The organism is Thalassospira lohafexi, from assembly GCF_002844275.1.
Classification (GTDB): domain Bacteria; phylum Pseudomonadota; class Alphaproteobacteria; order Rhodospirillales; family Thalassospiraceae; genus Thalassospira; species Thalassospira lohafexi.
On record NZ_NXGX01000007.1, the window covers coordinates 36,531 to 62,321 of the forward strand.

The window sequence follows — 25,791 nt, forward strand, 5'->3', positions numbered from 1 at the left end:
ATGGCGGTATTTACCTATCGGCAAAAGGTCCTGTTTCAGCATTGTGATCCAGCCGGGATTGTCTTTTATCCCCGCTATTTCGAGATGGTGAACGCCACGGTCGAAGAATGGTTCGATGTCGTGATTGGCTGTGGTTTTCCAACCATGCACGGGCCGATGCAGGTGGCTGTTCCAACCGCGGGGCTCAGCATTGCCTTTACCGCACCAAGCATGCTTGGCGATCAGCTTGAGTTTCGTCTGACACCGCTTCGGATCGGACGGTCTAGTTTGGAGCTGGAAATAACCGCGCATTCGGGCGACGAGCAACGCCTGAAAACAACGCTCACACTGGTGTTTACGAAAAGAGGCGCCGGAAAGTCAGTGGCATGGCCCGATGATTTGCGTGCCAAAATCGAAAAAGAAATCAATCAAGTGGTAGAAAAAAATGCATAAAATCGTTCAGCCAGATGGATGGAGAGAGCCCAAGGGATATGCAAACGGTGTGTTGGCAGAAGGTGCCACGTTGTATATCGGAGGACAGATTGGCTGGAACGCTGATCAGGTTTTCGTTGCCAAGGATTTCGTTGGTCAGATGGAGCAGGCACTGATCAATATTAGTGACGTGCTGCAAGCTGGCGGTGGGCGTCCGGAACATCTGACGCGTTTGACATGGTATGTCACCGACAAACAGGAATATCTCGCCAAACAGCGCGAAGTCGGTCAGGCCTATCGCCGCGTCCTTGGCAAGAATTTCCCGGCGATGACCATGGTTGTGGTCAGCGCATTGGTCGAAGACGAAGCCATGATCGAGATCGAAGCAACGGCAGTGATCCCGAAGTAAACCGCACGTCGAACGCCATACGAGAGATCGCGAAGGGCAGCATCATGCTGCCCTTTTGACGTTCTGCGGACCCCGGATGTTTTGGTCGGACCTCAATCCTTGCCATCAACGGTTTTGCTTTTCCATCGCTGCTGATCTAAGCTTTTAAAAAACAAATAAGTATCAGCGGAGGACCATGATGAGATCGACCGCATTGGATGAGGCCAATGGCGTAAAACCGCCTGTTGGGAATGATGATAGTTTTGGCGGCCCGGGTCCGGAATTTGGCCCGTGGCTGGAAAAGGCATCAATACTGGTTGTTGATGACGAACCGGGCATGCGCAATTTTCTGGTGCGCACCCTTGGCCCACGCGCCAAACGGGTCGAAGAGGCTGCCGATTGCGAAGAAGCAACCAAAAAGCTTGATCAGCATCATTTTGATGTGGTGATCCTTGATAACATCATGCCGGGCAAAAGCGGTGTCGAGTGGCTGACCGAGCAGCGCGAAATTGGCTTTTTTTCTGATGCCATCCTGATGACGGCCTATGCTGATCTTGATACCGCGATTAAGGCGCTGCGGGCGGGGGCTGTTGATTTTGTCCTTAAACCGTTTCGCTCCAACCAGATTTTAAACGCGGTGGCGCGGTGTCTTGATCGCATGCGGTTGCGCCGTGAAAACCACGTTCTGCGTCATGAATTGCGTGCAACGTCCGATCATGTGTTGCTGCGTGATAAGCTGATCGGCTATTCCCCGCAAATTCAGGAAATCCGCGAAACCATCGCCCGTGTTGCGCCCTTGCCAACGTCAATCCTGATTTCCGGGCAAAGTGGTACCGGCAAGGAAGTCACCGCGCGCTCCTTGCATGCATTATCCGACCGGGCGGAAAAGCCGTTTGTGCCAATTAACTGTGCTGCCATTCCGTCCGAGATGATCGAGGCCGAACTGTTTGGCCATGTAAAAGGTGCCTTTACCGGCGCGCATTCCACACGGGACGGCCTTTTCATGCATGCGCAGGGCGGGACCCTGTTTTTGGATGAGGTCGGGGAACTGTCGCTTGCCACCCAAAGTAAACTTTTGCGCGCGATTGAAAGCCGCCGTGTTCGCCCTGTTGGGTCGGAGCGCGAAGCACCGGTCGATTTGCGGTTTATCTTTGCTACCAATGCCGATCTTGAGGAGGAAGTCGAAGCCGGGCGTTTCCGTGCGGACCTATTTTACCGCATCAATGTCATGCATATCGAAATGCCCCCGCTTCATGAACGCGGCGACGATGTGTTGGAACTTGCCAATCTGTTTATGGACAAATTGTCCAAGCAGCTTGCAGTGCGCCAAGTGCCGATGGATGGGGCGGTGCGCGCCGGGCTGACGCGCTATGGCTGGCCGGGGAATGTGCGTGAATTGCGCAACCTGATTGAACGGACCCTGATCCTTGGCCGGTTCCCCGATGAGTTCCGCGACGAACACGCAGATCAGGGGGCGACAGCTGAAAGCGACGAAACGCTTGATGAAATGGAACGTCGTCACATTCTTGCGATGCTGTATAAAACCGGTGGCAATCGCAACGAAGCGTCGCGACGTCTTGGTGTGTCGCGGAAGACCATTGATCGTAAATGTGCCAGCTGGGATCTGTGATGAAGCTGTTTGGCCGGTCGATCTCGCCGCGACAAAAACGCACAAGATCGGTTCGCTTTAAGCTTTTGGCGATCGCACTTTTGCCAACACTGGTCATCTTGCCACTGTTGCTTGGCGTGATGATGGTACGCTGGAATGCAAAGTTTGATGCGCTTTTGACCTCCAAGGTCAGTGGTGATCTGACAATTGCCCATCAGTATTTCTCCCATATTCTCGACAATACCGGCGAACAGATACAGTCGCTGGGGCAATCGGTTGCCTTTCGCACGGTTTTGATGTCGGGTAACCCGGATGCGGTCCATGATTTGCTCGTCAGCCATCAGGAGGACCTTGGGCTTGATTTCCTCTATCTGATTGATGGCGAGAACACAGGGCCTGATACTGACACCGACGTTCATTGGCCGGTGATTGCATCGGCCTTTGCCGGCAGGGCGTCGACCAGTATCGATATTTTCAGCAATGCCGACCTTGCCGCGATTTCGCCGGATTTGGCCGCACGTGCAAAGCTTGATCTGGTTGAGACGCCAAATGCCGTGCCGACCACCCGTAATGCCGAAACGCGGGGCATGGTGGTTCACTCGGCAAGTCACGTCAGCTTGCCAAGCGGCAGGGACGGGGCACTGGTCGGTGGTATTTTGCTTAATCAGAATTTGGGCTTTATCGATACGATCAACGACCTTGTCTATCGCCAAAGCAGCCTGCCCGAAGGCAGCCAAGGCACGGCCACCCTTTTCCTTGATGATGTCCGGGTCAGCACAAATGTTCGCCTGTTTGCCGAGCGCCGTGCGTTGGGGACACGGGTATCGAGTATCGTGCGCAAAACTGTACTTGAAGATGGCAAAGTCTGGCTGGATCGGGCCTTTGTCGTCAATGACTGGTATATTTCGGCCTACGAGCCGATCAAAGATAGTTTCGGCAAGCGGGTCGGGATGCTTTATGTCGGTTTTCTTGAAGCCCCCTTTGCCCAGACCAAATATGAAAGCCTTCTGATCATCATCGGGGCGTTTTTGTTTGTTGCGGCCCTGTCTGTTCCGATTTTCCTGCGCTGGGCACGCGGTATTTTCAAGCCACTTGAACGGATGACCAACACCATTAACCGGGTTGAAAGTGGTGATTTTTCTGCCCGTACCGGTCTTAATCAGGTGCAGGATGAAATTTCACTGGTAGCCGAGCATCTTGACGATTTACTGGATCAGGTGCAGGAACGTGACAAACGTTTGCGGGCCTGGAATGATCAGCTCAACGCACGGGTCGATGCGCGCACCAGTGAACTTCGCGAAGCCAATCGGCAACTGGAAAGTACGACCAAACAGCTCATTATGTCCGAAAAACTGGCTGCCATTGGCGAAATTACCGCTGGTGTCGCGCATGAAATCAACAATCCGGTCGCGGTTCTTCAAGGTAATCTGGATGTATTGCGCGACCTTTTGGGTGAGCACGCGCGTATTGCCGATACCGAACTGCGATTGATTGACGAGCAGGTCAACCGCATCAACCTGATTGTCACCAAGCTTCTGCAGTTCGCCAAGCCTGAGGAATATGCAGGCTATGTCGAACGACATATCGTCGGAGAGGTGATTGATGATTGCCTGCCCCTTGTTCAACATCTGCTGAGCAAGGCCGATATTGATGTGGCCCGCCAAAGCACGGCTGCCCGTCTGGTGTTGATGAACCGAACCGAGTTGCAACAGGTTCTGGTCAATCTAATGGTCAATGCCCTGCATGCCATGCCTGAGCAGGGGGTGCTTACTCTTATCGACGAAGATGTCGATCATAACGGAAAGCCCGGTATCCAGATCACGGTGCGCGATACCGGAACCGGCATGGATGCAGAGGTATTGAACCGGATTTTCGATCCGTTCTATACGACAAAACGTCGCGAAGGGACCGGACTTGGGTTGTCCATTAGCAAGACGCTGATTGATCGCCAAGGCGGTCACATGCGCGTTGAAAGTGCACCTGGTACAGGCACCACATTTACCGTGTGGCTGCCCGAGGCGGACTAAGGTCACCGGCGGATACCTGACAACAGACCCGGAAAGTATCCGCGAAAAATGCACGGCGATATTCCGGACCTGTTGTCGGATTGCGGCTCTGTTTAAAGGCCAAACGTCACATGGCCGTGTTCATCAATAGTCCACGCCGCATTCCATGCGATTTCCCATGCGTGACCGTCTGGATCCGCGATATATCCCCTAAAGCCACCATGCACGGGCGGATCTGCCGGTCGCAGCATCTTGCCACCGGCATTGATCAATCGTTGCATCAGGGGCTCAACATCTTCCTTGCGGGCTACATTGTGTGCCAATGCATGGGCCGAAGCCAATCCATCCGAAGGACGGTTCATGTCCTTCATCAGGGCTTTTTCAAGCCAGGTGCCCAGAACAAACCCATTCATTTGGTAGAATATGATTTCTTTGTTCTCAAAAACAGGCGACCAGCCAAATCCGTCGATATAGAAACGACGTGAACGTGTGAGGTCTGCTATGCCAAGGGTTATGACGGAAATCTGTTGTTGCATGTCCAATCCTTTCTGTTGGCATACGCACCTTGCGTACACCTTGAAAGTCTTGGGCCGTTAATTCGCAACGGAAGGACCCGCTGTCGCGGGGGCCGGGCTAACCGCACCGAACCTAACCTGTTTCAGACAATCACATCTATATCAGAGCAGATCCAAGAAGGCAAAACTCCTGACCTCAAAACTTTTGGGGGATTAGTCCCGTCGAAAGGCCGGTTTGTTCTTCTCTTATGTCCCTGATTTATCGTGCGAAGAGCTCATTTTTGAGCACTAGCTCGTAGCGCATGCTTTGGGCGGAAATGCTGCAAATGCGAGTGGACATTTTGTCCGTTTAGAGTTTTTCCAAGTTGGAATGTTTGGACATTTTGTCCATATGCGTGCGCTGCAATATGACGGGTTGGTGTCGGAAACTGACAGAAAATCAATCAAAACGCGCAATGGCATGGCGATTGCCACGTTGAGAATTCGGGGTCTAACCGCGTTTGCCCTGCACCATCAGGTGAAACTGCATGGTCCGGGCAAGAAAAAGTCATACTACCGGGAGGAAACAACTTCATGTTTGATCGGCTGAAAAAAGAACACATCGTCGCTGGTGACGATTTCAATCGCTGGAAGGTGCCACCGGCATCTATCGCCATCCATCTGTGCATCGGCTCTGTCTATGCCTGGAGTATCTTTAACCCGGCCCTGATCAAGGAATTTGGTGTGGTCGCGGCAAGCTCCGGTGACTGGGGCCTGCAATCCGTCGTATGGATTTTCTCTGTTGCGATCGTAAGTCTTGGTCTTGCTGCTGCATTTGGGGGCAAGTGGCTTGAAGAAGTTGGTCCGCGCATGGTTGGTGTTGTCGCCGCATTCTGTTGGGGCGGGGGGTTCATCGTTGGCGGACTTGGGATTGCCTCCCACCAATTGTGGTTGGTTTATCTTGGATATGGTGTGATTGGTGGGGCCGGACTTGGGCTTGGTTATGTTTCGCCGGTTTCAACCCTGATCCGCTGGTTCCCTGATCGGCGTGGTATGGCGACCGGCATGGCGATCATGGGTTTTGGCGGTGGTGCGATGATCGCAACCCCGATCAAGGAAAGTCTGCTGGCTGCTTTTTATCAGGTGCCGCAATATCTTGGTGCTGAAAGTGCTGTTAACCTTGTTACCGAAGGTGGCAAGCGCATGGCAGAAGTCGGCGGCCAGATGGTCGAAGTCGTTGTCGCTGGTGCCGCGCAGGTCGCAGCCGCCCCGGTTCCGATCGAAGAGGGCGTTTATGTCGCTGGCACGGGTAACACTGGTGCTGCAGGAACGTTCTTTACCCTTGGTATTGCCTACTTCATCGTCATGTTGATCGCGTCGTTCTCTTACCGCGTGCCACGTGAAGGCTGGTTGCCAGCCGGTTGGACGCCACCGACTGCCGATGCTGCGTCCAAACGCATGATCACGCAGAAAAACGTTCACATTGATCAGGCGCTTAAAACCCCGCAATTCTATCTGATCTGGATTGTGCTGTGCTTTAACGTGACCGCAGGCATCGGGGTGATTGGCGTTGCCAAAACCATGATGTTTGAAATCTTTGGCTCGACTTTGCCTCTGATTGTCAATTCGGCTTTTGCCGCAACATATGTGTTTATGATTTCGGTCTTTAACATGTGTGGCCGATTCTTCTGGGCGTCTATCTCGGATTATATCGGGCGTAAGAACACCTATTACTGCTTTGTCATTCTTGGGATCATTCTGTATCTGTCGATCCCGTATTCTGCACAGCAGGTCAGCGTCAATCCGGCTGTCACATATCTCGTGATGTTCTATGCCGCGACCATGATCATCTTCACGATGTATGGCGGTGGCTTTGCAACTATCCCGGCGTATCTTGCCGATATCTTTGGTACCAAATACGTTGGTGGTATCCATGGTCGTCTTCTGACCGCCTGGAGTACTGCTGGTGTGCTTGGTCCGCTGGCCATTACCCAGTTGCGTCAAACCTCGGTCACCAATTCGATCAAGGATCTGGCGGCCAAGATTGATCCGGCGGCCTTCCAGGCCAAATTCGGCGCAGGTCTTGATCAGCTTGACCAATTGGTTGCGGCGAAAACCGTTACGATTGGTCGTCTGATGGAAATCGCACCGGCTGGAACGGTCGATCCGACCTCAAGTCTGTATAATACCACCATGTATGCCATGGCGGCTCTGTTGGGGATTGCCTTGATCGCCAACAAAATGATCCGTCCGATTGATGACAAGCATTACATGGAAACACAGGAAAGCGGTTCAGGCGCAAAAGCAGCGTCCGAAGCGTAATCAGGCCCCAGGAACCGACCACCGTACCCGTGGTCGGTTCCGTCGGGTTGGCGTTCTGTCTCTCTGCCAACCCGCGTCCTGTTGCAGGAATAACCTTTTGGTCTGTAGGGGCTATCGGTTATCCTGCAGCAAGGGCACTTTCCATGTATGAAGGCTGTTTGATTGGCTGTTCGATAGTGCCTAGACAGCAAAGTTAAGGCAGCACCCAATGTCACAAAGCGCATCGCATCTTTCGATGCCGGATACAAAATGATCGATAAACTCGAAATGTTTATGGTGCTCGCCCGTGAGCAGCATTTTGGCCATGCCGCCGAACACTGCGGCGTGACACAGCCAACTCTTTCCAGCGCGCTGCGTCAGCTTGAAGACCATCTTGGCGTTGTGCTGGTCAAACGTGGATCACGGTATCAGGGCCTAACCCCCGAGGGCGAACGTGTTCTGGAGTGGGCGCGCCATATTGTCGGCAGCACACGTTCGATGCGCGATGAAATGCGCGCCATGCGGTTTGGCCTGACCGGGCAGGTACAGATTGCCGTCATTCCAACCGCTCTTTCGATGGTTCACGAACTGACCACGCCGTTTCGCGAAAAGCATCCCGACGTAAGTTTTGCCGTGCTGTCGCGAACCTCAACAGAAATTCAGGCATTGCTTGATAATCTGCAAATCGATGCCGGGATTACCTATATTGATAATGAGCCGCTTGGGCGGGTGACATCCATTCCGCTGTATTTGGAACGCTATCATCTGGTGACGTCCAATCTGGAAGATTTTGCCAACCGCGACAGCATCACCTGGCGCGAGGCGGCCCAACTGCCATTGTGTTTGTTGACCCCTGATATGCAAAACCGCCGGATTATTGATCAGCATCTTGATGCTGCCGGGGCCAAGGTTAGTGCTACGTTGGAAAGTGATTCAATGATTGCGCTTTTTACCCATGTTCAGACCGGAAATTGGGCCAGCATTATGCCTGAAAAGATGGTTGAAAGTTTTGGTATGCGCGATCGGGTTAAATCGATGCCGATCATTGAACCCGATGCCACACACACTGTGGGCTTGATCACAGCAAAACGCGAACCGGCAACTCCGGTTGTTTCGGCACTTTTGAAGGAAGCCAAGCTGTTATCGGAACTTGCACCGGCGTGAAAACCGCTTGATAGGTTTACGCTATCGCGTAACGGGATGGCTTTATTGAACAACCGGTGTCGATCACCGACACTGGCAAGAATAACAAAGAATTCAATAGACTGCTAAGTGAGAGAGGCTTGCATGTCGACTAAGACCGAGGAACACAGCGTCCGCGTTGCGGCAATTTGTGACCGCATGGCTGCACTTGAAGGCCCATTATTGCCGATCCTGCATGAAGTGCAGGAAGAATTCGGCCATATTCCCGAAGGCGCACTTCAAACCATTTCCAAGAAACTCAATCTCAGCCGGGCGGAAGTCCATGGGGTTGCCAGTTTCTATCATGACTTCCGCGAAGAAAAGGCGGGCAAGCATGTGATTAAAATCTGCCGGGCGGAAGCCTGTCAGGCGATGGGGGCAGATGATCTTGGCGATCATGCCAAAAGCCGCCTTAAAGTCGATTGGTCGCAGACAACCAGCGATCACAAAGTCACGCTTGAACCTGTTTTCTGTCTTGGTCTGTGTGCCTGTGCACCGGCGGCTATGGTCGATGGCAAGGTGGTTGGCCGGGTCAGTAAAGATCGCATGAGCCGCATTCTCGATGAGGTGGGGGCATGAGTATCAAGGTTTATGTCCCGCTGGACTCTGGCTCTGTTGCCCTTGGTGCAGACGATGTCGCAACCGCAATCGCCCAAAAGGCCACAACAGCCGGGGCAGATGTTAAAGTCGTGCGCAACGGATCGTTTGGCATGTACTGGCTTGAACCGATGGTTGAGGTCGAAACATCGCACGGTCGTGTGGCCTATGGCCCGGTAACACCGGAAGACGTAGATGCGCTGTTTGCAGCCGACTTCCTGACCGGTGGGGAGCACAAGCTTTACCTTGGTCGGACCGAAAATATCCCGTTCCTCAAAAGTCAGACCCGCCTGACATTCCAGCGTTGCGGCTTTATCGATCCGGTGTCGCTTGAAGATTACCGGGCCTACGACGGACTTACCGGTCTTAAAAACGCACTTGAAATGACGGATGAGCAAATTGTCCAGTCCGTGACCGATAGCGGCCTTCGCGGGCGCGGCGGTGCTGGTTTCCCGACTGGCATTAAATGGAAAACGGTGCGCGATGCACCTGCCGATCAGAAATACATTGTCTGTAACGCCGACGAAGGCGACAGCGGCACCTTTGCTGATCGCATGATCATGGAAGGCGAGCCATTTGTCCTGATCGAAGGCATGATCATTGCTGGTTTGGCGACCGGTGCCACCAAGGGATATGTCTATACCCGGTCGGAATATCCTGCTGCCATTCGCATCATGAACGAAGCCATCGAAGTTGCACGTGCCAACGGCGTTTTGGGCGACAATATCCTTGGTTCGGGCAAGACGTTCGATATGGAAGTCCGCATGGGTGCGGGTGCCTATGTTTGCGGCGAGGAAACATCGCTTCTTAACAGTATGGAAGGCAAGCGCGGTGTTGTCCGTGCCAAGCCACCACTGCCAGCACTTGAAGGGTTCATGGGCCGTCCAACGGTTGTTAACAATGTTATCTCGCTCTGTTCGGTTCCAGTTATTCTGGAAAAGGGTGCAGATTATTATCGTGATTTCGGCATGGGTCGGTCGCGTGGTACCATTCCGATACAGATTGCCGGGAACGTCAAACATGGCGGGCTTTATGAGGTCGGCTTTGGCCTGACCCTTGGTGAGATTGTCGAACAGATCGGCGGTGGAACAGCCACCGGACGCCCGATTAAGGCCGTTCAGGTTGGTGGTCCTTTGGGGGCCTATTTCCCCAAGGAGCTCTTTGATACGCCGTTTGATTATGAAGAATTCGCCAAACGGGACGGCCTGATCGGGCATGCTGGTGTTGTTGTTTTTGATGATACGGTTGATCTGATGAAGCAGGCCCGTTTTGCCATGGAATTCTGTGCAATTGAATCGTGTGGTAAATGCACGCCATGCCGCATCGGATCAATCCGGGGCACCGAAGTTGTCGATAAGCTGACACGCGGCGAAGACCCCGAATTGCAGATCGAATTGCTGACCGATCTTTGTAACACCATGAAGTTCGGTTCGTTGTGCGCCTTGGGTGGGTTTACCCCTTATCCGGTGATGAGCGCACTGACCCATTTCCCTGATGATTTCAAGCCTCATGCGCTTGACATAGCTGCGGAGTGAAAACGATGTCCTTGATCAAAGAAGTCGACTACGGAACCCCAGCTTCCCACTCGGAAAAGACCGTCACGCTGACCATTGATGGTAACAATGTGACCGTGCCCGAGGGCACATCTGTCATGCGCGCCTCGATGGAGGCAGGCATTCAGGTCCCCAAGCTTTGCGCGACCGATATGGTCGATGCGTTTGGGTCCTGCCGCCTGTGTCTGGTTGAGGTCGAAGGCCGTAACGGCACGCCATCATCCTGCACCACACCGGCGACAGACGGCATGGTGGTGCGCACCCAAACAGACCGTTTGAAGAAAATCCGCAAAGGCGTGATGGAGCTTTATATCTCCGACCATCCGCTTGATTGCCTGACCTGTGCGGCCAATGGTGATTGCGAACTTCAGGACATGGCCGGTGCCGTTGGCCTGCGCGATGTGCGCTACGGCTATGACGGTGGCAACCATGTGAAGGTCCGCGACAATGGCGAAGAAAATCCGCGCTATATGGCAAAGGATGAAACCAACCCGTATTTCACCTATGACTCGTCGAAATGCATTGTCTGTTCGCGCTGTGTACGTGCCTGCGAAGAAGTGCAGGGCACCTTTGCGCTGACCATCGAAGGCCGTGGGTTTGAAAGCCGCGTTTCACCGGGGATGCACGAAGATTTCCTTGATTCTGAATGCGTGTCATGTGGTGCCTGTGTTCAGGCCTGCCCAACCGCGACCTTGCAGGAAAAATCTGTCATTGAAATTGGTCAGCCGGAACATTCTGTTGTCACCACTTGTGCGTATTGTGGGGTTGGCTGTTCGTTCAAGGCGGAAATGCGTGGCGAAGAACTTGTCCGTATGGTGCCGTTTAAGGATGGCAAAGCCAACCGGGGGCATTCCTGCGTTAAAGGGCGCTTTGCCTATGGCTATGCCAGTCACAAGGACCGTATCCTTAACCCGATGATCCGTGAAAATACCTCGGACCCTTGGCAGGAAGTTAGCTGGGAAGAGGCCCTTCGTTTTACCGCTGATAAATTCCGGTCCATTCAGGCCCAATATGGTAAGGGTGCGATTGGGGGCATCACGTCATCGCGCTGCACGAACGAGGAAACCTTCCTTGTTCAAAAACTGATCCGGGCCGGGTTTGGTAATAATAACGTCGATACCTGTGCGCGCGTTTGCCATTCGCCGACCGGCTATGGCTTGAAAACGACCTTTGGCACATCTGCCGGAACGCAGGATTTCGACAGTGTTGAACATACCGATGTTGTCATCCTGATCGGGGCTAACCCGACCGATGGTCATCCGGTGTTTGCGTCACGTTTGAAAAAGCGCCTGCGCGAAGGGGCGAAGCTGATCGTCATTGATCCGCGTCGCATTGATCTTGTGCGGACCCCGCATGTTGAGGCCGTTGCCCATGTCGCGTTGCGTCCAGGCACCAACGTTGCGGTTCTGACATCCTTGGCGCACGTGATCGTGACCGAGGGCCTGTTTGACGAGGCGTTTGTTCGTGAACGCTGTGACTGGGATGAGTTCCAGGATTGGGCAGCATTTGTGTCCGATCCAAAACATAGCCCCGAAGCCATTGCCGAAACGACTGGTGTGGATGGTGAAACCATGCGCACAGCCGCACGGGCTTTTGCCACCGGTGGAAATGGTGCGATCTATTACGGGCTGGGCGTGACTGAACATAGTCAGGGTTCGACAACCGTGATGGCGATTGCCAACCTTGCCATGGCGACCGGTAATCTTGGGCGTCCGGGGGTTGGTGTGAACCCGCTGCGCGGTCAGAATAATGTGCAGGGTGCTTGCGATATGGGGTCTTTCCCGCACGAGCTGCCGGGCTATCGCCATATTCAGGACAGTGCAACCCGCGATATATTTGAAGATATCTGGGGCGTTAAACTGGACGACGAGCCGGGCTTGCGTATTCCTAATATGCTTGATGCGGCTGTCGAAGGCACATTCAAGGGGATTTACATTCAGGGTGAAGACATCCTGCAATCTGATCCCGATACCAAGCATGTTGCGGCTGGTTTGGCAGCGATGGAATGCGTTGTGGTTCATGACCTGTTTTTGAATGAAACAGCCAACCATGCGCATGTGTTCCTGCCCGGTTCGACCTTCCTTGAAAAGGACGGCACCTTTACCAACGCCGAACGCCGTATTAACCGCGTGCGTAAAGTGATGACGCCGCTTAATGGTTTTGCCGATTGGGAAGTTACGCAAAATCTGGCGCGTGCCATGGGCCTTGAGTGGAATTACACCCATCCGTCACAGGTGATGGATGAAATTGCCGCCACGACGCCAAGCTTTGCCAACGTGAGTTATGACCTTCTTGAACGTGAAGGGTCGGTTCAGTGGCCATGTAATGACAAGGCGCCGAAAGGCACACCGGTCATGCATATTGATGGCTTTGTTCGGGGCAAGGGCAAGTTTGTGGTGACGGAATATGTCGCCACCGACGAACGAACCGGGCCACGATTCCCGCTTCTTCTGACCACCGGGCGTATCCTTAGTCAGTATAACGTCGGGGCACAGACACGCCGTACGGCAAACACGACCTGGCATGAAGAAGATTTGCTTGAAATTCACCCGCATGATGCGGAGCAGCGTGGGGTGCGCGATGGTGATTGGATCCGTCTGGCATCGCGGTCTGGTGAAACGTCGCTTCGGGCGACCATTACCGACCGTGTCTCGCCGGGGGTGGTTTATACAACCTTCCACCATCCGGGCACTCAGGCCAACGTGATCACCACCGATTTTACCGACTGGGCGACCAACTGCCCGGAATATAAGGTAACTGCGGTGCAGGTCTCTTCAAGCAATGGACCGAGTGACTGGCAGGTCGAATATGACCGTCAGGCAGAACAATCGCGTCGTATTAAGCCACGTGTGGATGCGGCGGAATAAGATTAACTCCGCGTACTGTGTTAGGATGTTAAGAGCCGCACAGTGCGCGGAAGTTCCGTGTAAAGAAAAGTTTACAAGCAAAGAGTACGCACCAATGGCACCTGATAAGCTTGTCTATATGGCCAATCAGATCGCGACATTTTTCAAATCCAAGCCCCACGACGAAGGTGTTGCAGGGGTAGCCGGGCATATCAGCGATTTTTGGGATCCACGCATGCGTAAGCAGCTATTTGACATGATTTCGGATGGGCATGATGGCTTCGAACCACTGGTTCTCGAAGCCGCTCCGGCGATCCGCAAGGTCAAAGAAACCGCATGAAACCCAAATCATCAGACAATTATATTGTTGATGGTCGAGACCTTGATATGGCCCGCGCGGTGTCGCGTGATGACGGCAATGATGATGCGCCCATGATCTTGCAGCCGGAAATCCCGGCTGCATTGACCTTCAACGGACAATCGCATGCGGTGATGATGGTGTCCCCCCATGATCTTGAAGATTTCATGGTCGGCTTTGCGCTTTCCGAAGGCATTGCCGATAATGTTTCCCAAATTACCTTGCGCGACGTGCGGAAAACCCTTCAGGGCTATGTGATTGAGGCCGATCTCCACGAAGACGTGTTTGACCGTCTTGAAGACCGCCAACGCACCCTTGAGGGTCGGTCGGGCTGTGGATTGTGCGGTGTACAATCGCTTGATGCGGTTTCGATGGATAAAATCGGTACCGTGACGCCGGGCAATATGGCGCAGAATATTGTGCTGCGTGCGATTGATGCGCTGCCTGATCATCAGACCCGCAACCGCGAAGGCGGGGGGCTGTTGCATGCCAGCGCCTTTGTCGATGTTAGCGGTAACATCCAACTGGTCCGCGAAGATATCGGACGTCATAACGCGCTTGATAAAGTATTGGGCGCTGTTGCCCGTCAGGGGATCGATACCACTGGTGGCTTTATCCTGATGACCAGCCGTTGTTCATACGAAATTGTGACCAAGACCGTGCAATGCGGTGTCGGCGGGCTTGTGACCCTGTCGGGGCCAACATTGACGGCAGTTAATTTGGCGCGGCAGGCGGGGCTTACCATGATTTGCCGCGAACGGCGTGGGTTGTTTCGCCGGTTCGCCTGATATCAGGTTGACGCACGCGCAATGATTTCAAATCCGATATCAATCGAATTTTTTGACAGGGGCTGATTGTTGATCCGGGCAACCAGGGCTTCTGCGGCCTGTTTTCCCAAATGGGTGCGGTTGACTTCAACCGTACTCAGGGCGGGCAGGGTAAAGGGGGCGAAGTTCTGATTGCCAAAGCCTATAGCGGCGATGTCTTCGGGGACGCGAAGGCCGCGTGATTGGGCCTCGATCAAAACACCATGGGCCAAAAGATCAGAACTGCACATGACAATCCCGTTTTTAAAGCCCAGTTCAATTCCCGTGGTCAAACCATTGCGCCCCCGCTCAATCGTTGCACCGGTTTCGTACAGGACTTCGGTCGGGGCATTGCCGGTGAGCTGATCAAATTGGGCGGCAAAGCTGTTTTTACGGCGTAATGCGCGTTCATCCCCGGCCGAAATAATCAAGGCATGCTCATAGCCGCAGGAAACGGCATATTTCGCCACTTCCTCGCCGGCCTTGATGTGGGAAAAGCCAATACAGACATCCAGTGGGTTTTCCGTCATGTCCCAGACTTCAACCACAGGAATGCCAGCCCCCAGTAACATCCGTTTGCATCCCGGCGAATGATGGATGCCGGTCAAAAGAATGCCATCGGGGCGGCGCGACAGCATGGTCGACAGGACTGCCTGTTCCTCGTCCTGTGAAAAGCCGGTTTCCGCCATCAGAACGTGATAACCCGACCCGCGAATGACATCGATGAAGTTTTGCATCAGATCGGAATAGATCACATTGGTGATCGATGGCACGAGCGCGGCAATCAATTGGCTGCGCCGTGATGCGAGCGCCCCGGCAACCATGTTGGGCACATAGCCGGTCAGCTCAATCGCATCCTGAATGCGTTTAAGCGTCGCCGCCGATACTTTTTTAGGATCATTGAGCGCACGCGATACCGTTACTTGCGATACACCAGCAATACGTCCAACCGTCTCCATCGTGACGGAGCCACTTTTAAGGTCGGCGGTGATAACCGGATCGCTGTGTTCTGCTATGCGTGACAAGTTATTTTGTCTCTTGATCTGAGGCCCTTACGCCAAAACAACGTAAGGGCAAAAGTGCGAAAGCGAAATGTTCAGAGCCGGTCTTTCGATTGCTCTGAACACTACATCAGCCCAGTAGGGTGGGCAAGAAGCGTGGCTCGGGTAAAAGCCACTCCACAGCCAGGGAGGAGGCTGTGGAGGTTGTTTGTTGCTTCTTGCCCGGATTCACTCGTTTTCTGTCTTATTCTTTTTCCGTGCAACGGAAATCGAAAACGCAATCGATATCGCAATCAGAACCCACAGCAGTCCGGCGATCCAGCTTTTGGTAAAGAAGATCGAAAACGTGCCAAAGGATTCCAGACTTTTTACGAAATAGATTTCCGCCGATGGGCCCAGAATAAAGCCGATGATAAACGGCGCAATTTCAAGCCGGATCTTGTGTGCCAGATAGCCAAACAGACCAAAGATCAAAAGCGTCCAGACATCGAACATCACACCGTAATTAATCGTATAGGCCCCGACAACACACATCATCAGAATGATCGGGAACAGGATGTTTTTGGGTACCGTCACGACCTTGGCCAGGTGCCGGATGGCAAAGACCATAACCAGAAACATCACAATGTTGGCAACCAGCATGGCAATGATCATGGCATCCCATGTCACCGGGTTGTTGCCGATAAACAGGGGGCCGACCTGAATGCCTTGCAGGGTAAAGGCGCCGATCAGGATGGCGGTGGTTGAATCACCGGGGATGCCAAGCGACAATAGCGGTACCAATGCGCCGCCCGTCAGGCCATTATTGGCACTTTCTGATGCAATCACACCGGCTGGCTCACCCTTGCCGAATTTTTCAGGGGTTTTGGAAAAGTTCTTTTCCTGACTATAGGCCAGAATGGATGCGGCACTGCCGCCAACACCGGGCAGAATGCCGACAAAGGTGCCGATGGCCGATGAACGGAACAGATTGACGAACTGACCTTTGAAGATAGAAAGTTTGAACGGCTTTCCACCAATCTTTACCCCCGACAAGCTTTGCCCTTCTTTCATGCCTTGTTCGGCTTCGATCAGGATGGTGGCAAGGCCAAACAGACCGATCAGAACCGGCAGTAACGAAAAGCCGCTTTCGAGATAGTATTCAAGGAACTCAGGCACGAGGCGCAATTCACCATTGCCGCCGCGCGAAATGTCATAGGCGCCAATCAGGCTGATGAAAATACCCAGAAACCCGCTGAAAATACCGACCAAAAGGCTGCTTGACAGAGCGGCCATGACGGTCAGGGCAAAGAAGATGATCAGAAATTTTTCGATATAGGAAAACTTGATGGCAAAATCGGCCAAGGCCGGGGCAAACAGATAAAGGGCGGCAAGGCTGAACAATCCGCCGATCAGAGATGATGTAATCCCGATTTTAAGCGCGCGTTCGCCTTCGCCGTTCTGGGTCATCGGATAACCATCAAGCGTTGTGGTGATCGATGACGGAGTGCCCGGAATGTTGAGCAAAATGGCAGGAACCAGCCCGCCGGAAATCCCGCCAACATACAGCCCAAGCAACAGCGCGAGGCCGTTTTCAAGGCCAAGCGAATAGGTCAGTGGCAAACACACGGCAACGGCCATGGTGGCGGTCATGCCCGGAATAGCGCCGAAAATGATGCCGATCACAGTGCCCGCGGTAACCAATGTGAAGAACATCGGCGTCAGAATGGATAGGAGTTCCATGATAAATCTCTTGGCTCAATCCGTGCCGGGGCAGGCCCTTATGGCAGCGAAATGTTGAAAAGTTCGGACAGGATGTACCAGACGATGGTTGGCGCGATCAGGGCGTTTGCGCCTGCTATCAGCAATGTCCGTCGGGTGCGCTCGTGCAGGAAAAGGGTGCTTAGCGCAAACAGGTACGGGATCGAACACAGATAGAACCCAAGCCCGGTATTGGGAAATATGTCGCCCACTGTCGGCATCGCCGTAAAATAGATGACCGTGAGAACCAATGTTCCAAAAAAACGGATATGATCAATGCCAGCCGGCCACCATGGGCCGCTGGTAATGGCGGCAAGGATCGTACGCCCACGGGTAATCAGGATGGCGGTAAAAAGAATGCCCAGAATTATGGCGATGATTGTTGGGAAAATCATATGCGACGTATCGAAATCGACTGTCACATGAAAAGGGGAGTCAAATGACATGGGACGCCTCCGGGATGTGCCTGTTTTGGCCCTATGTTACGCGTTTCCATGCAATTGGGAAATCGGGCAGGGCTTTTTTTACCGGCAATGTTGGCGGGTTCTCCCGCACATTAATCGAAACAGGCAGGAGCGGCCCGGCACATCAATGCCGGGCCATCCAGTATTTTACTTGGTTGAAATCGCGTCGATGACGTGACGATATTCGTCACGTTTCGCCTTCAGGTAAGTCGCAGCTTCGGCCTGCGGCTTGTAGTTCGGGATGAAGAACGATGCTTTTTGCGTTTTCTGGATATCACCAGCGGCATAGATTTCTTTCAGTGCGGTGTCGATGGCCGCGATCTGTTCGGCATCCATGTCCTTGTTGAACAGGAAGAAGAATTCCTTGTCGAAGGTGAAGTCTTTTGAACCGTCAAGGGTGACGCTGACATTCGGGGTGGTGAATGCCAGAAGTTCGTCACGGGTGGTGTCGCCCATGCCTTCGGGGTTTGCCTGTTCGATGGTCTCTTCGCGTGCGGTCAGCCAGATAAAGCGCATTGCTTTTTGATCATCTGCATCAAGCTGGGTGAACTGTTCGTTGGCTTGAACCGACCCGTTGATGACATCGGCCTGACCATCAAACATCAACTGATTTTTATCTGCCTGCGAACCGGTGTTGACCGGAACGATGTTTTCTTCGGCACCCGGATGGGTCACTTTGACAGCGTTTTTCAGAGCCGAGAACCCGATTTCCGAAACACCACCGGCCTGAATGGCAACGCGAACGCGTTGACCAGCGGCCGCAGCGGCAATCACGTCTTCCATCGACTGCATCGGCGAATTTTTCGCTACGAGATACGCATTGCCCGGATTGATCGCGACTGTCGGGCCGACAACGTAATTATCAAAGATGTCGTCATAACCGCGCACACCGTACAGATTTCCAAGATAGGATTGATCGTGGAAGATCATGATGGTGGTGCCACGCGAATCGCGTTGCAATGCCTTGAAAGCTTCGCTGGAGCCAACGGCATCGACTTTTACGTTGATGTCGAGTTTCTTGGCGAGTGCCTCGGCAACGATCGCGCTGTTCTGGTAGGTGTCGCCACCGGTTGATTTCGAGCCGATGACAAGGCGAATGTTGCTTGGTAGATCAGCAGCCGAAGCCAGAACAGGTGATGCAACCATGGCGGCGAAGCCAGCAGCAGCGGCGATGGATTTAAAGAGTCCGGTCATAAGATTTCCTCCCGAATGACGCGTTCCTGACGATGGGGATGTCCCCGTAATGCCCGCTTGGTGTGGTTCCCAAGTGGAGGGTGTTGCTTGTTCTTATTGTTGTTTTGGCTTGTAAATTTAAAAGCCATATGTATGCGCATACATAACTTGATACATCTTGTTTCAATTGGTGTCAATTGCTGAGTTTCTCGGATATTTTCTGTATTATATAGAGTATGCTTGTACATGTAAGTTTACTTGACATCTTGTCCTTGTATGCGCATACATAGGTCATCAATGAAAAGTGCAGGCTCCTGTTTTTCGTGTAACATGTGGAAAACAGGGAAAAAGCCGAACTACGGGAGGGACGCCATGTCCGAGAAACATAAAAAAGCTGCAGAAGATCTTAGAAGTGCGCGCTGGTTTGCGCCCGATGATCTTCGTTCGTTTGGCCATCGTTCGCGTCTGATGCAGATGGGGCTTGATCCTGAGGATTGGACCGGGCGTCCGGTCATCGGGATCCTTAATACATGGTCGGAGCTTAATCCGTGCCATGCGCATTTCCGTGAACGTGCCGGTGATGTGAAAAAGGGCGTTCATCAGGCCGGTGGTTTCCCGGTTGAACTGCCATCTATTTCGGTTGATGAGTCGTTCACCAAACCAACCTCGATGCTTTATCGCAATCTGCTTGCCATGGAGACCGAGGAACAAATCCGGTCCCACCCGCTTGATGGCGTGGTGTTGATGGGCGGCTGCGATAAAACCACACCGGGTTTGGTGATGGGCGCGCTGTCGGCCGGTGTTCCGATGATTTACCTGCCTGCGGGGCCGATGTTGCGTGGCAATTATGCCGGTAAAATCCTTGGTTCGGGCTCGGATGCCTGGAAATATTGGGACGAACGGCGTGCCGGTAACATTAGTGACGAAGAATGGGTTGGGGTCGAAGGCGGCATTGCGCGTTCATATGGTCACTGCATGACCATGGGAACCGCATCGACTATGACAGCCATTGCCGAGGCGATGGGGCTTTGCCTGCCGGGGGCGTCATCCATTCCGGCACCGGATGCCGGTCATATCCGTATGTCGACCCAATGTGGTCGTCGTATTGTTGATATGGTCTGGGAAGATTTGACACCGGAAAAAATTGTTACCCCGGCATCGGTTAAAAATTCCGCCGTTGTCGCGATGGCTACCGGCTGTTCGACCAACGCGGTTGTGCATATGCTGGCCATGGCGCGGCGTGCATCGATTGATCTGACACTCGATGATCTTGATGCGCTGGGGCGTACTACGCCCTTGATTGCCAACATTCGACCATCGGGCAAAGATGACTACCTGATGGAAGATTTTTATTATGCTGGCGGCTTGCGTGCACTGATGGCGCAGCTTGGCGATAAGCTTGATACGTCGGTGACGACCGTGACAGGTAAAACCCTTGGCGAAACGCTTGAGGGGGCGGTTGTTTATAATGATGATGTCATTCGGCCGCTGTCCAATCCGGTCTATCATCAGGGATCGCTTGCGGTTTTGCGCGGCAATCTGTGCCCCGACGGGGCGGTGATCAAGCCTGCAGCCTGTGATGAGCGTTTCCGCAATCACGAGGGCCCGGCACTGGTGTTTGATAGCTATCCGGAAATGAAAAAGGCGGTTGATGACGAAAACCTTGATGTCACGCCCGATCACGTCATGGTTCTGCGCAATGCGGGTCCGCTTGGCGGGCCCGGTTTCCCCGAATGGGGCATGCTACCCATTCCAAAAGCCCTGATCAAACAGGGTCATCGTGACATGCTGCGTATTTCTGATGCCCGGATGTCAGGAACGTCTTATGGGGCATGTGTGCTGCATGTGGCACCCGAATCCTATATTGGCGGTCCGCTGGCGTTGCTGAAAACCGGTGACATCGTGCGGCTTGATCTTGATAGCCGTCGTTTGGATATGCTGGTCGATGAAGAAGAAATCGAACGCCGTCGTGCTGCGTGGCAAAAACCCGAGCCGCGTTTCCAGCGTGGCTATGGCTATATGTTTGGCAAGCACGTGACACAGTCCAATGAAGGCTGTGATTTCGATTTCCTATCGCCGAAGTTTGGCGAAACCGCCGGCGAGCCGGACATCTTCTAAACGCAAAAGACGCAAAGCGGGGGCTAGCTATGGCCCCCGCGAACCGCATCACTCAGGGATACAGTTCAATGGCACTTTCAAAAGCCGATCTGCGTGGCGTGCTGTCCGGGATTTCGGGCATTCTTGTTACGCCGTATGATGACAATGGCGACATCGCGCCAACCAAGCTCAAACCGATTATTGACCGTGCACTTGCTGCCGGGGTTCATTTTCCGGTGGTCAATGGAAATACCGGCGAGTTTTATGCGCTGACCACAGATGAAGCCATCACCATGGCAAAATCCGTTGCCGAGATGCTCGATGGCCGTGCGCCGATGCTCGCTGGTATCGGGCGCGGTGTGCGCGATGCCTGCGCCTTGGCCAAGGCATCGGCAGATGCCGGTGCAGAAGCCTTGATGATCCATCAGCCGCCTGATCCGTTCGTCGCACCACGCGGTGTTGTTGATTACATCAAACGTATTGCTGATGCGTCCGGCGGGTTGCCGATGATGCTGTATCTGCGCAACGATACGATTGGCACCAAGGCGATTGCTGACCTGTGTGCTGTCGAAGGTGTTGCGGGTGTGAAATGGGCGACGCCCAACGCCATGAAACTGGCTGATGCGATCAATGCATGTGATCCTGACATTGTCTGGGTTGGTGGTTTGGCCGAAACTTGGGCACCAGCGTTTTATGCGGTGGGGGCGCGTGGCTTTACATCTGGTCTGATCAATGTCTGGCCAGAACGTTCCATGGCGATCCACGCCGCCCTTGAGGGTGGTGACTATGCCAAGGCACGTCAGTTAATCGGTGAAATGAAGGCATTCGAAGACGTCCGTGCCGAAGAAATGAACGGTACGAACGTGACGGGTGTCAAAGCAGCGCTTAAACTGCTGGGTGATGATTGTGGCGCGACGCGTCCGCCATCTGCATGGCCGCTGACCGATGAACAGCACAAAAAACTGACCACGTTTATGCGTCAAAACAATCTTGTAAAATAAGGCGGCCCTGCCGCACCAAGGAGGCATCTATGTCCTATAAACTGACAGGCAAACATCTGATCGCGGGTGACTGGGTCGCAGGCGATGCGACGTTCCAGTCCGAACCGGCCCATGGCCCGGCCAATACATTCCCGGTTGGCACTCCGGCATTGGTCGATCAGGCCGCCAAGGCCGCCGAAGACGCGTTTTGGTCCTTTGCCTATTCCACCCGCGAAGACCGCGCAGCATTGCTGAATAAGATTGCTGATGAGATCGACGCACGCGGTGATGAAATTACCGAAATTGGCACGCAGGAGTCCGGGCTACCCGAAGCCCGCCTGAATGGGGAGCGGGGCCGCACGGTTGGACAGCTTCGTCTGTTTGCCAGCCATATTCTTGATGGTGCGTATCTTGATCGTCGTCATGACGAAGCATTGCCGGATCGTGCGCCCTTGCCGCGCCCGGATCTGCGTTTGATGCAGCGTCCGATTGGTCCAGTGGCTGTGTTTGGTGCATCGAACTTCCCGCTGGCATTCTCTGTTGCTGGTGGCGATACCGCGTCGGCCCTGGCGGCTGGCTGTCCGGTTGTGGTCAAGGGGCATTCGGCCCATCCGGGCACTGGTGAAATTGTCGCTCAGGCGATTGATGCCGCGATCAAGGCATGTGGTGTTCATCCAGGTGTGTTTAGCCTTATTCAAGGCGGTAAACGCGATGTTGGCCAAAGCCTTGTGCAGCATCCTCTGATCAAGGCGGTTGGCTTTACCGGATCGCTTGGCGGTGGACGTGCGTTGTTTGATCTGTGTGCAAGCCGTCCTGAGCCGATTCCGTTCTTTGGTGAGCTTGGATCGGTCAATCCGATGTTTATGATGCCGGTCGCGATGAAAGAACGCGGCGAGGTGCTTGGCAAAGGCTGGGCAGGATCACTGACCATGGGGGCAGGGCAGTTCTGTACCAATCCGGGGATCGCAGTTGTGATTGACGGGCCGGATGCCGATGCTTTTGTGAATGCGGCCAAGGCTGGCCTTGCCGAGGTTTCGGCTCAGACCATGCTGACCGATGGCATGGCGGATGCTTATCGTGCCGGCGCAAAACGGATTGCTTCGACCAGTGGTGTCAAAGACGTTTTGACCACGTCGTGTGATCTGCGCAATGCAACGCCGTATTTGTTTGAAACCACCGGTGAAAACTGGCTTTCAAATCATGAATTGGGCGAAGAAGTCTTTGGCCCGCTTGGTCTTGTTGTCCGGGTCAAGGACATGGAAGAAATGCGTACCATTGCCAAGGCGCTTGACGGTCAGTTGACTTGCACGCTGCATCTTGATGGTGGTGATGCAGGGGATGCCCGGTCGTTGATGCCGATTTTGGAACGTAAAGCTGGCCGTGTTCTGGCCAATGGATTCCCGACCGGTGTGGAAGTTTCCGACACCATGGTGCACGGCGGGCCGTACCCGGCATCGACCAACTTTGGTGCGACGTCGGTTGGTACCATGGCCATTCGTCGGTTCCTGCGTCCGGTTTGCTATCAGAACATCCCGGCGGATGTTTTGCCTGCTGATCTTGTCTGATTGTGTTTTCCCAATGATATTGCCCGGCTGTGCGCGGCCGGGCACTCTACGGAGTAAAGAAGTATGAGTGATTATGTCCTGAGTGATGCAATCCGTAACAAGCTTAAACGGGTAAGCACCGCGTCGTTATGTACGGCCCTTTTTAAGCGCGGCATTCGCAATCAGTTCATCCAGAATGTCCAGCAGGTTGCCCCTAAGAGTGAAAATATGGTTGGGCAGGCCTATACGCTGCGCTATATCCCCGCACGTGAGGATCGCAACCCGATTGAGGTGTTCCGGGATCCAAACCACCCGCAGCGCGTTGCCGTTGAGCAATGCCCGGAGGGACATGTTTTGGTGATGGACAGCCGCAAGGACGCGCGCGCGGCATCGGCGGGATCGATCCTTGTAACCCGTTTGATGAAGCGTGGCGTCGAGGGGATCGTGACTGATGGTGGTTTCCGGGATGCCGATGGCATCGGAAAACTTGCCATTCATGCATATCACTCGCGCCCGTCTGCGCCGACCAACCTGACGCTGCATGAGGCCTATGACCTTAATGTGCCGATCGGGTGTGGCGATGCACCTGTGTTTCCCGGTGATGTTTTGGTTGGTGATAAAGACGGTGTTGTTGTTCTTCCAGCGCATCTTGCTGATGAGTTGGCCGAAGAATGTGCCGGTATGGAAAGCTTTGAGGACTTTGTTCTTGAAGAAGTTATGTCAGGCAAGCCGATCATTGGTCTTTATCCGGCAACCAAGGATGAAACCAAGGTGAACTTTGAAGCATGGCGCAAAAAGAACGGTCGCTAAGGCTTGATCGCACTGCCGGAAAAAATACAAAAGCCGCTCCGAAGCGGGGCGGCTTTTTTTGTGGTTTGGGCTCGACATCGCGTTGAGTGTTAGGTGTTGGTACCAGCCTTGAACATGTTTTCGTCATGACGCAGCAGGCTTTGACCAATTGCCCCTTGAAGGGCCAGATCCTTGTCCCATGCCAGATGGACGATTTCCGGGCCGCGGTGCAATTCGGGGACTTGCGCGAGATGCAGTCCGCGTTGCAATTCCGGCGCCATCAGGTCATAGGCCCGTGCGCCTGACCCGGTGATGAAAATCCGTTTGGGACCAATCAAGGCAATCAGATTGGCAATGCCATATCCAAGAACCTTGCCGGCATGCCGAAACAGATCGGCAAGGTCTTCATTGCCAGCCCGTGCGCGTGCGACCAGATCCATCATTTGTTCTTCGCTGGGGTGCAGGCTGTTGGCATCGGCAAGGTCAATCAGGCCAAGCGCATCGCGTAAAATGGCGTAATCACCTATATATGCCTCAAGACATCCGCGGCGCCCGCAATTACACAGCGGACCATCGGGTTGATACTTCATATGACCGAATTCGGCGGCGGTGCCAAAATGGCCGTTATAGACATTGCCATTTAACACCAGCCCCATGCCAATGCCATATCCCAGCATGATCACGGCAAAATCACCACCGCCATGCAATGTGGTGTTCTGGGTGATGGCTGTGGCAATACAGTTGGCGTCATTGGACATTTGCACAACTCCGCCATAGCGTTCGCTTAACGGTCGGGTAATGGCAATTTGACGATGACGCAGGGCGGGTGACCAGATGATTTCACCACTGTTGCTGTCGGTTACGCCTTGTACTGCGACGCTGATGCCGACTGGCGGATGTGTGATGATGTCGCTGTTATCTTTGATGAAGCTGTCAATCAGCGTGATCAGGGTGTCAATCAGTTGCCGGTCGGTTAAATCACGGGTTTTGATGCTGTGTTCGGTGTTGCGTTCGATTTCGCCTTTGAAATTGCCCAGTGCGATCTCGATCAGATTGATTGTCAGCTTGACGCCAATGACGCACGCCGCACCGGGGACCAGATCAAGCAGTACCTTTGGGCGACCACGTGTTGTGCCATGTGTGCCGTTGGCGTTGGGCGTACCGCTTGCTACCGTAGCCTGACTTTCCTGCACCAGCCCCTGTGTCATCAGATCGGCGGTAAGCGACGTGACGGTTGCGGGGCTTAAGCCCGTGGCCGTGCCGATATCGATGCGTGCCGCCGGTCCATGAACACGCAGATAGCGCAAGATGGCAATCTGGGATGGTTGGCGCGGGGTATCGCTTTCGGTGCGACGGCTCATGCGGTGGGTCTGCTTTCAGGTGTCAGTGGCAAGACGGGGCGGATAAAACTGTCCGCACTCCGTCTTGCTGATATGGGCATTTTTCATCCCG

Annotated in this window: 21 protein-coding genes; 15 read left to right on the forward strand and 6 right to left on the reverse strand. The window is 53.8% G+C overall.

Going from position 1 to position 25,791, the window contains the following annotated elements; genetic code table 11:
- From COO92_RS16965 to COO92_RS16980, 4 genes are all read left to right on the forward strand, one after another.
- Nucleotides 1-432, forward strand: a complete 432-nt coding sequence (locus COO92_RS16965) for an acyl-CoA thioesterase (RefSeq protein WP_022733360.1) — start codon at nucleotides 1-3, stop codon at nucleotides 430-432.
- Nucleotides 425-820 carry a RidA family protein gene (locus tag COO92_RS16970; protein WP_101304083.1) on the forward strand — a complete coding sequence of 132 codons (396 nt, stop codon included), beginning with the start codon at nucleotides 425-427 and terminating at the stop codon, nucleotides 818-820. Before COO92_RS16965 ends, COO92_RS16970 begins: the two co-directional genes overlap by 8 nt.
- A gap of 178 nt (nucleotides 821-998) precedes the next feature.
- Nucleotides 999-2,429, forward strand: coding sequence for a sigma-54-dependent transcriptional regulator (locus tag COO92_RS16975; RefSeq protein WP_101304085.1), 1,431 nt, complete (start codon nucleotides 999-1,001; stop codon nucleotides 2,427-2,429).
- A complete protein-coding gene (locus COO92_RS16980) occupies nucleotides 2,429-4,435 on the forward strand; it encodes a sensor histidine kinase (protein WP_101304087.1) in 2,007 nt (668 codons plus the stop codon). The genes COO92_RS16975 and COO92_RS16980 overlap by 1 nt, the downstream gene beginning before the upstream one ends.
- A 92-nt stretch (nucleotides 4,436-4,527) precedes the next feature.
- Here the strand turns inward: COO92_RS16980 and COO92_RS16985 are convergent, their stop codons facing one another.
- Nucleotides 4,528-4,950, reverse strand: a complete 423-nt coding sequence (locus tag COO92_RS16985; protein ID WP_101304089.1) for a VOC family protein — start codon at nucleotides 4,948-4,950, stop codon at nucleotides 4,528-4,530.
- 552 nt (nucleotides 4,951-5,502) lie between these two features.
- On the opposite strand from COO92_RS16985, the gene COO92_RS16995 reads away from it, so the two are divergent.
- From COO92_RS16995 to fdhD, 7 genes are all read left to right on the forward strand, one after another.
- Entirely contained in the window at nucleotides 5,503-7,230 is a 1,728-nt protein-coding gene (locus COO92_RS16995) for an OFA family MFS transporter (protein WP_101304092.1), read from the forward strand.
- Between the two features lie 249 nt (nucleotides 7,231-7,479).
- Nucleotides 7,480-8,373: a LysR family transcriptional regulator gene (locus tag COO92_RS17000; RefSeq protein ID WP_101304094.1), complete on the forward strand. Its 894-nt coding sequence runs from the start codon at nucleotides 7,480-7,482 to the stop codon at nucleotides 8,371-8,373.
- 123 nt (nucleotides 8,374-8,496) lie between these two features.
- Nucleotides 8,497-8,970 (forward strand): formate dehydrogenase subunit gamma, encoded by a 474-nt coding sequence (locus COO92_RS17005; protein WP_101304096.1) that lies wholly within the window; start codon nucleotides 8,497-8,499, stop codon nucleotides 8,968-8,970.
- Nucleotides 8,967-10,523: a formate dehydrogenase beta subunit gene (locus tag COO92_RS17010; protein WP_101304098.1), complete on the forward strand. Its 1,557-nt coding sequence runs from the start codon at nucleotides 8,967-8,969 to the stop codon at nucleotides 10,521-10,523. The genes COO92_RS17005 and COO92_RS17010 overlap by 4 nt, the downstream gene beginning before the upstream one ends.
- 5 nt (nucleotides 10,524-10,528) lie before the next feature.
- Complete coding sequence (fdhF, locus tag COO92_RS17015; protein ID WP_101304100.1) at nucleotides 10,529-13,408, forward strand: formate dehydrogenase subunit alpha; 2,880 nt, start codon at nucleotides 10,529-10,531, stop codon at nucleotides 13,406-13,408.
- A gap of 94 nt (nucleotides 13,409-13,502) precedes the next feature.
- A complete protein-coding gene (locus tag COO92_RS17020) occupies nucleotides 13,503-13,727 on the forward strand; it encodes a formate dehydrogenase subunit delta (RefSeq protein ID WP_101304102.1) in 225 nt (74 codons plus the stop codon).
- On the forward strand, nucleotides 13,724-14,533 hold the full coding sequence (gene fdhD, locus COO92_RS17025) for a formate dehydrogenase accessory sulfurtransferase FdhD (protein WP_101304104.1): 810 nt from the start codon (nucleotides 13,724-13,726) through the stop codon (nucleotides 14,531-14,533). Before COO92_RS17020 ends, fdhD begins: the two co-directional genes overlap by 4 nt.
- Nucleotides 14,534-14,535: 2 nt before the next feature.
- On the opposite strand, the gene COO92_RS17030 is transcribed toward fdhD, so the two are convergent.
- From COO92_RS17030 to COO92_RS17045, 4 genes are all read right to left on the reverse strand, one after another.
- Nucleotides 14,536-15,576 (reverse strand): LacI family DNA-binding transcriptional regulator, encoded by a 1,041-nt coding sequence (locus tag COO92_RS17030; RefSeq protein WP_240626488.1) that lies wholly within the window; start codon nucleotides 15,574-15,576, stop codon nucleotides 14,536-14,538.
- A gap of 204 nt (nucleotides 15,577-15,780) precedes the next feature.
- The gene (locus COO92_RS17035; protein ID WP_101304106.1) at nucleotides 15,781-17,274 is read right to left on the reverse strand and encodes a tripartite tricarboxylate transporter permease; all 1,494 of its coding nucleotides are present in this window, start codon (nucleotides 17,272-17,274) and stop codon (nucleotides 15,781-15,783) included.
- Nucleotides 17,275-17,312: 38 nt separating this feature from the next.
- Complete coding sequence (locus tag COO92_RS17040) at nucleotides 17,313-17,738, reverse strand: tripartite tricarboxylate transporter TctB family protein (RefSeq protein WP_101304108.1); 426 nt, start codon at nucleotides 17,736-17,738, stop codon at nucleotides 17,313-17,315.
- Between the two features lie 165 nt (nucleotides 17,739-17,903).
- Nucleotides 17,904-18,950: a type 2 periplasmic-binding domain-containing protein gene (locus COO92_RS17045; RefSeq protein ID WP_101304110.1), complete on the reverse strand. Its 1,047-nt coding sequence runs from the start codon at nucleotides 18,948-18,950 to the stop codon at nucleotides 17,904-17,906.
- A 351-nt stretch (nucleotides 18,951-19,301) separates the two neighbouring features.
- Here COO92_RS17045 and araD point away from each other — a divergent pair, with 351 nt between their 5' ends.
- From araD to COO92_RS17065, 4 genes are all read left to right on the forward strand, one after another.
- Nucleotides 19,302-21,047, forward strand: coding sequence for an L-arabinonate dehydratase (gene araD, locus COO92_RS17050; RefSeq protein WP_022733342.1), 1,746 nt, complete (start codon nucleotides 19,302-19,304; stop codon nucleotides 21,045-21,047).
- Between the two features lie 68 nt (nucleotides 21,048-21,115).
- Nucleotides 21,116-22,027 (forward strand): dihydrodipicolinate synthase family protein, encoded by a 912-nt coding sequence (locus COO92_RS17055; RefSeq protein WP_101304112.1) that lies wholly within the window; start codon nucleotides 21,116-21,118, stop codon nucleotides 22,025-22,027.
- A gap of 29 nt (nucleotides 22,028-22,056) precedes the next feature.
- A complete protein-coding gene (locus tag COO92_RS17060) occupies nucleotides 22,057-23,571 on the forward strand; it encodes an aldehyde dehydrogenase (NADP(+)) (protein ID WP_101304114.1) in 1,515 nt (504 codons plus the stop codon).
- A 63-nt stretch (nucleotides 23,572-23,634) separates the two neighbouring features.
- Nucleotides 23,635-24,360: a ribonuclease activity regulator RraA gene (locus tag COO92_RS17065; protein WP_022733339.1), complete on the forward strand. Its 726-nt coding sequence runs from the start codon at nucleotides 23,635-23,637 to the stop codon at nucleotides 24,358-24,360.
- Nucleotides 24,361-24,449: 89 nt separating this feature from the next.
- Here COO92_RS17065 and COO92_RS17070 read toward each other — a convergent pair whose 3' ends face one another.
- Complete coding sequence (locus COO92_RS17070) at nucleotides 24,450-25,700, reverse strand: ROK family transcriptional regulator (protein WP_101304117.1); 1,251 nt, start codon at nucleotides 25,698-25,700, stop codon at nucleotides 24,450-24,452.
- Nucleotides 25,701-25,791 lie beyond the last annotated feature (91 nt).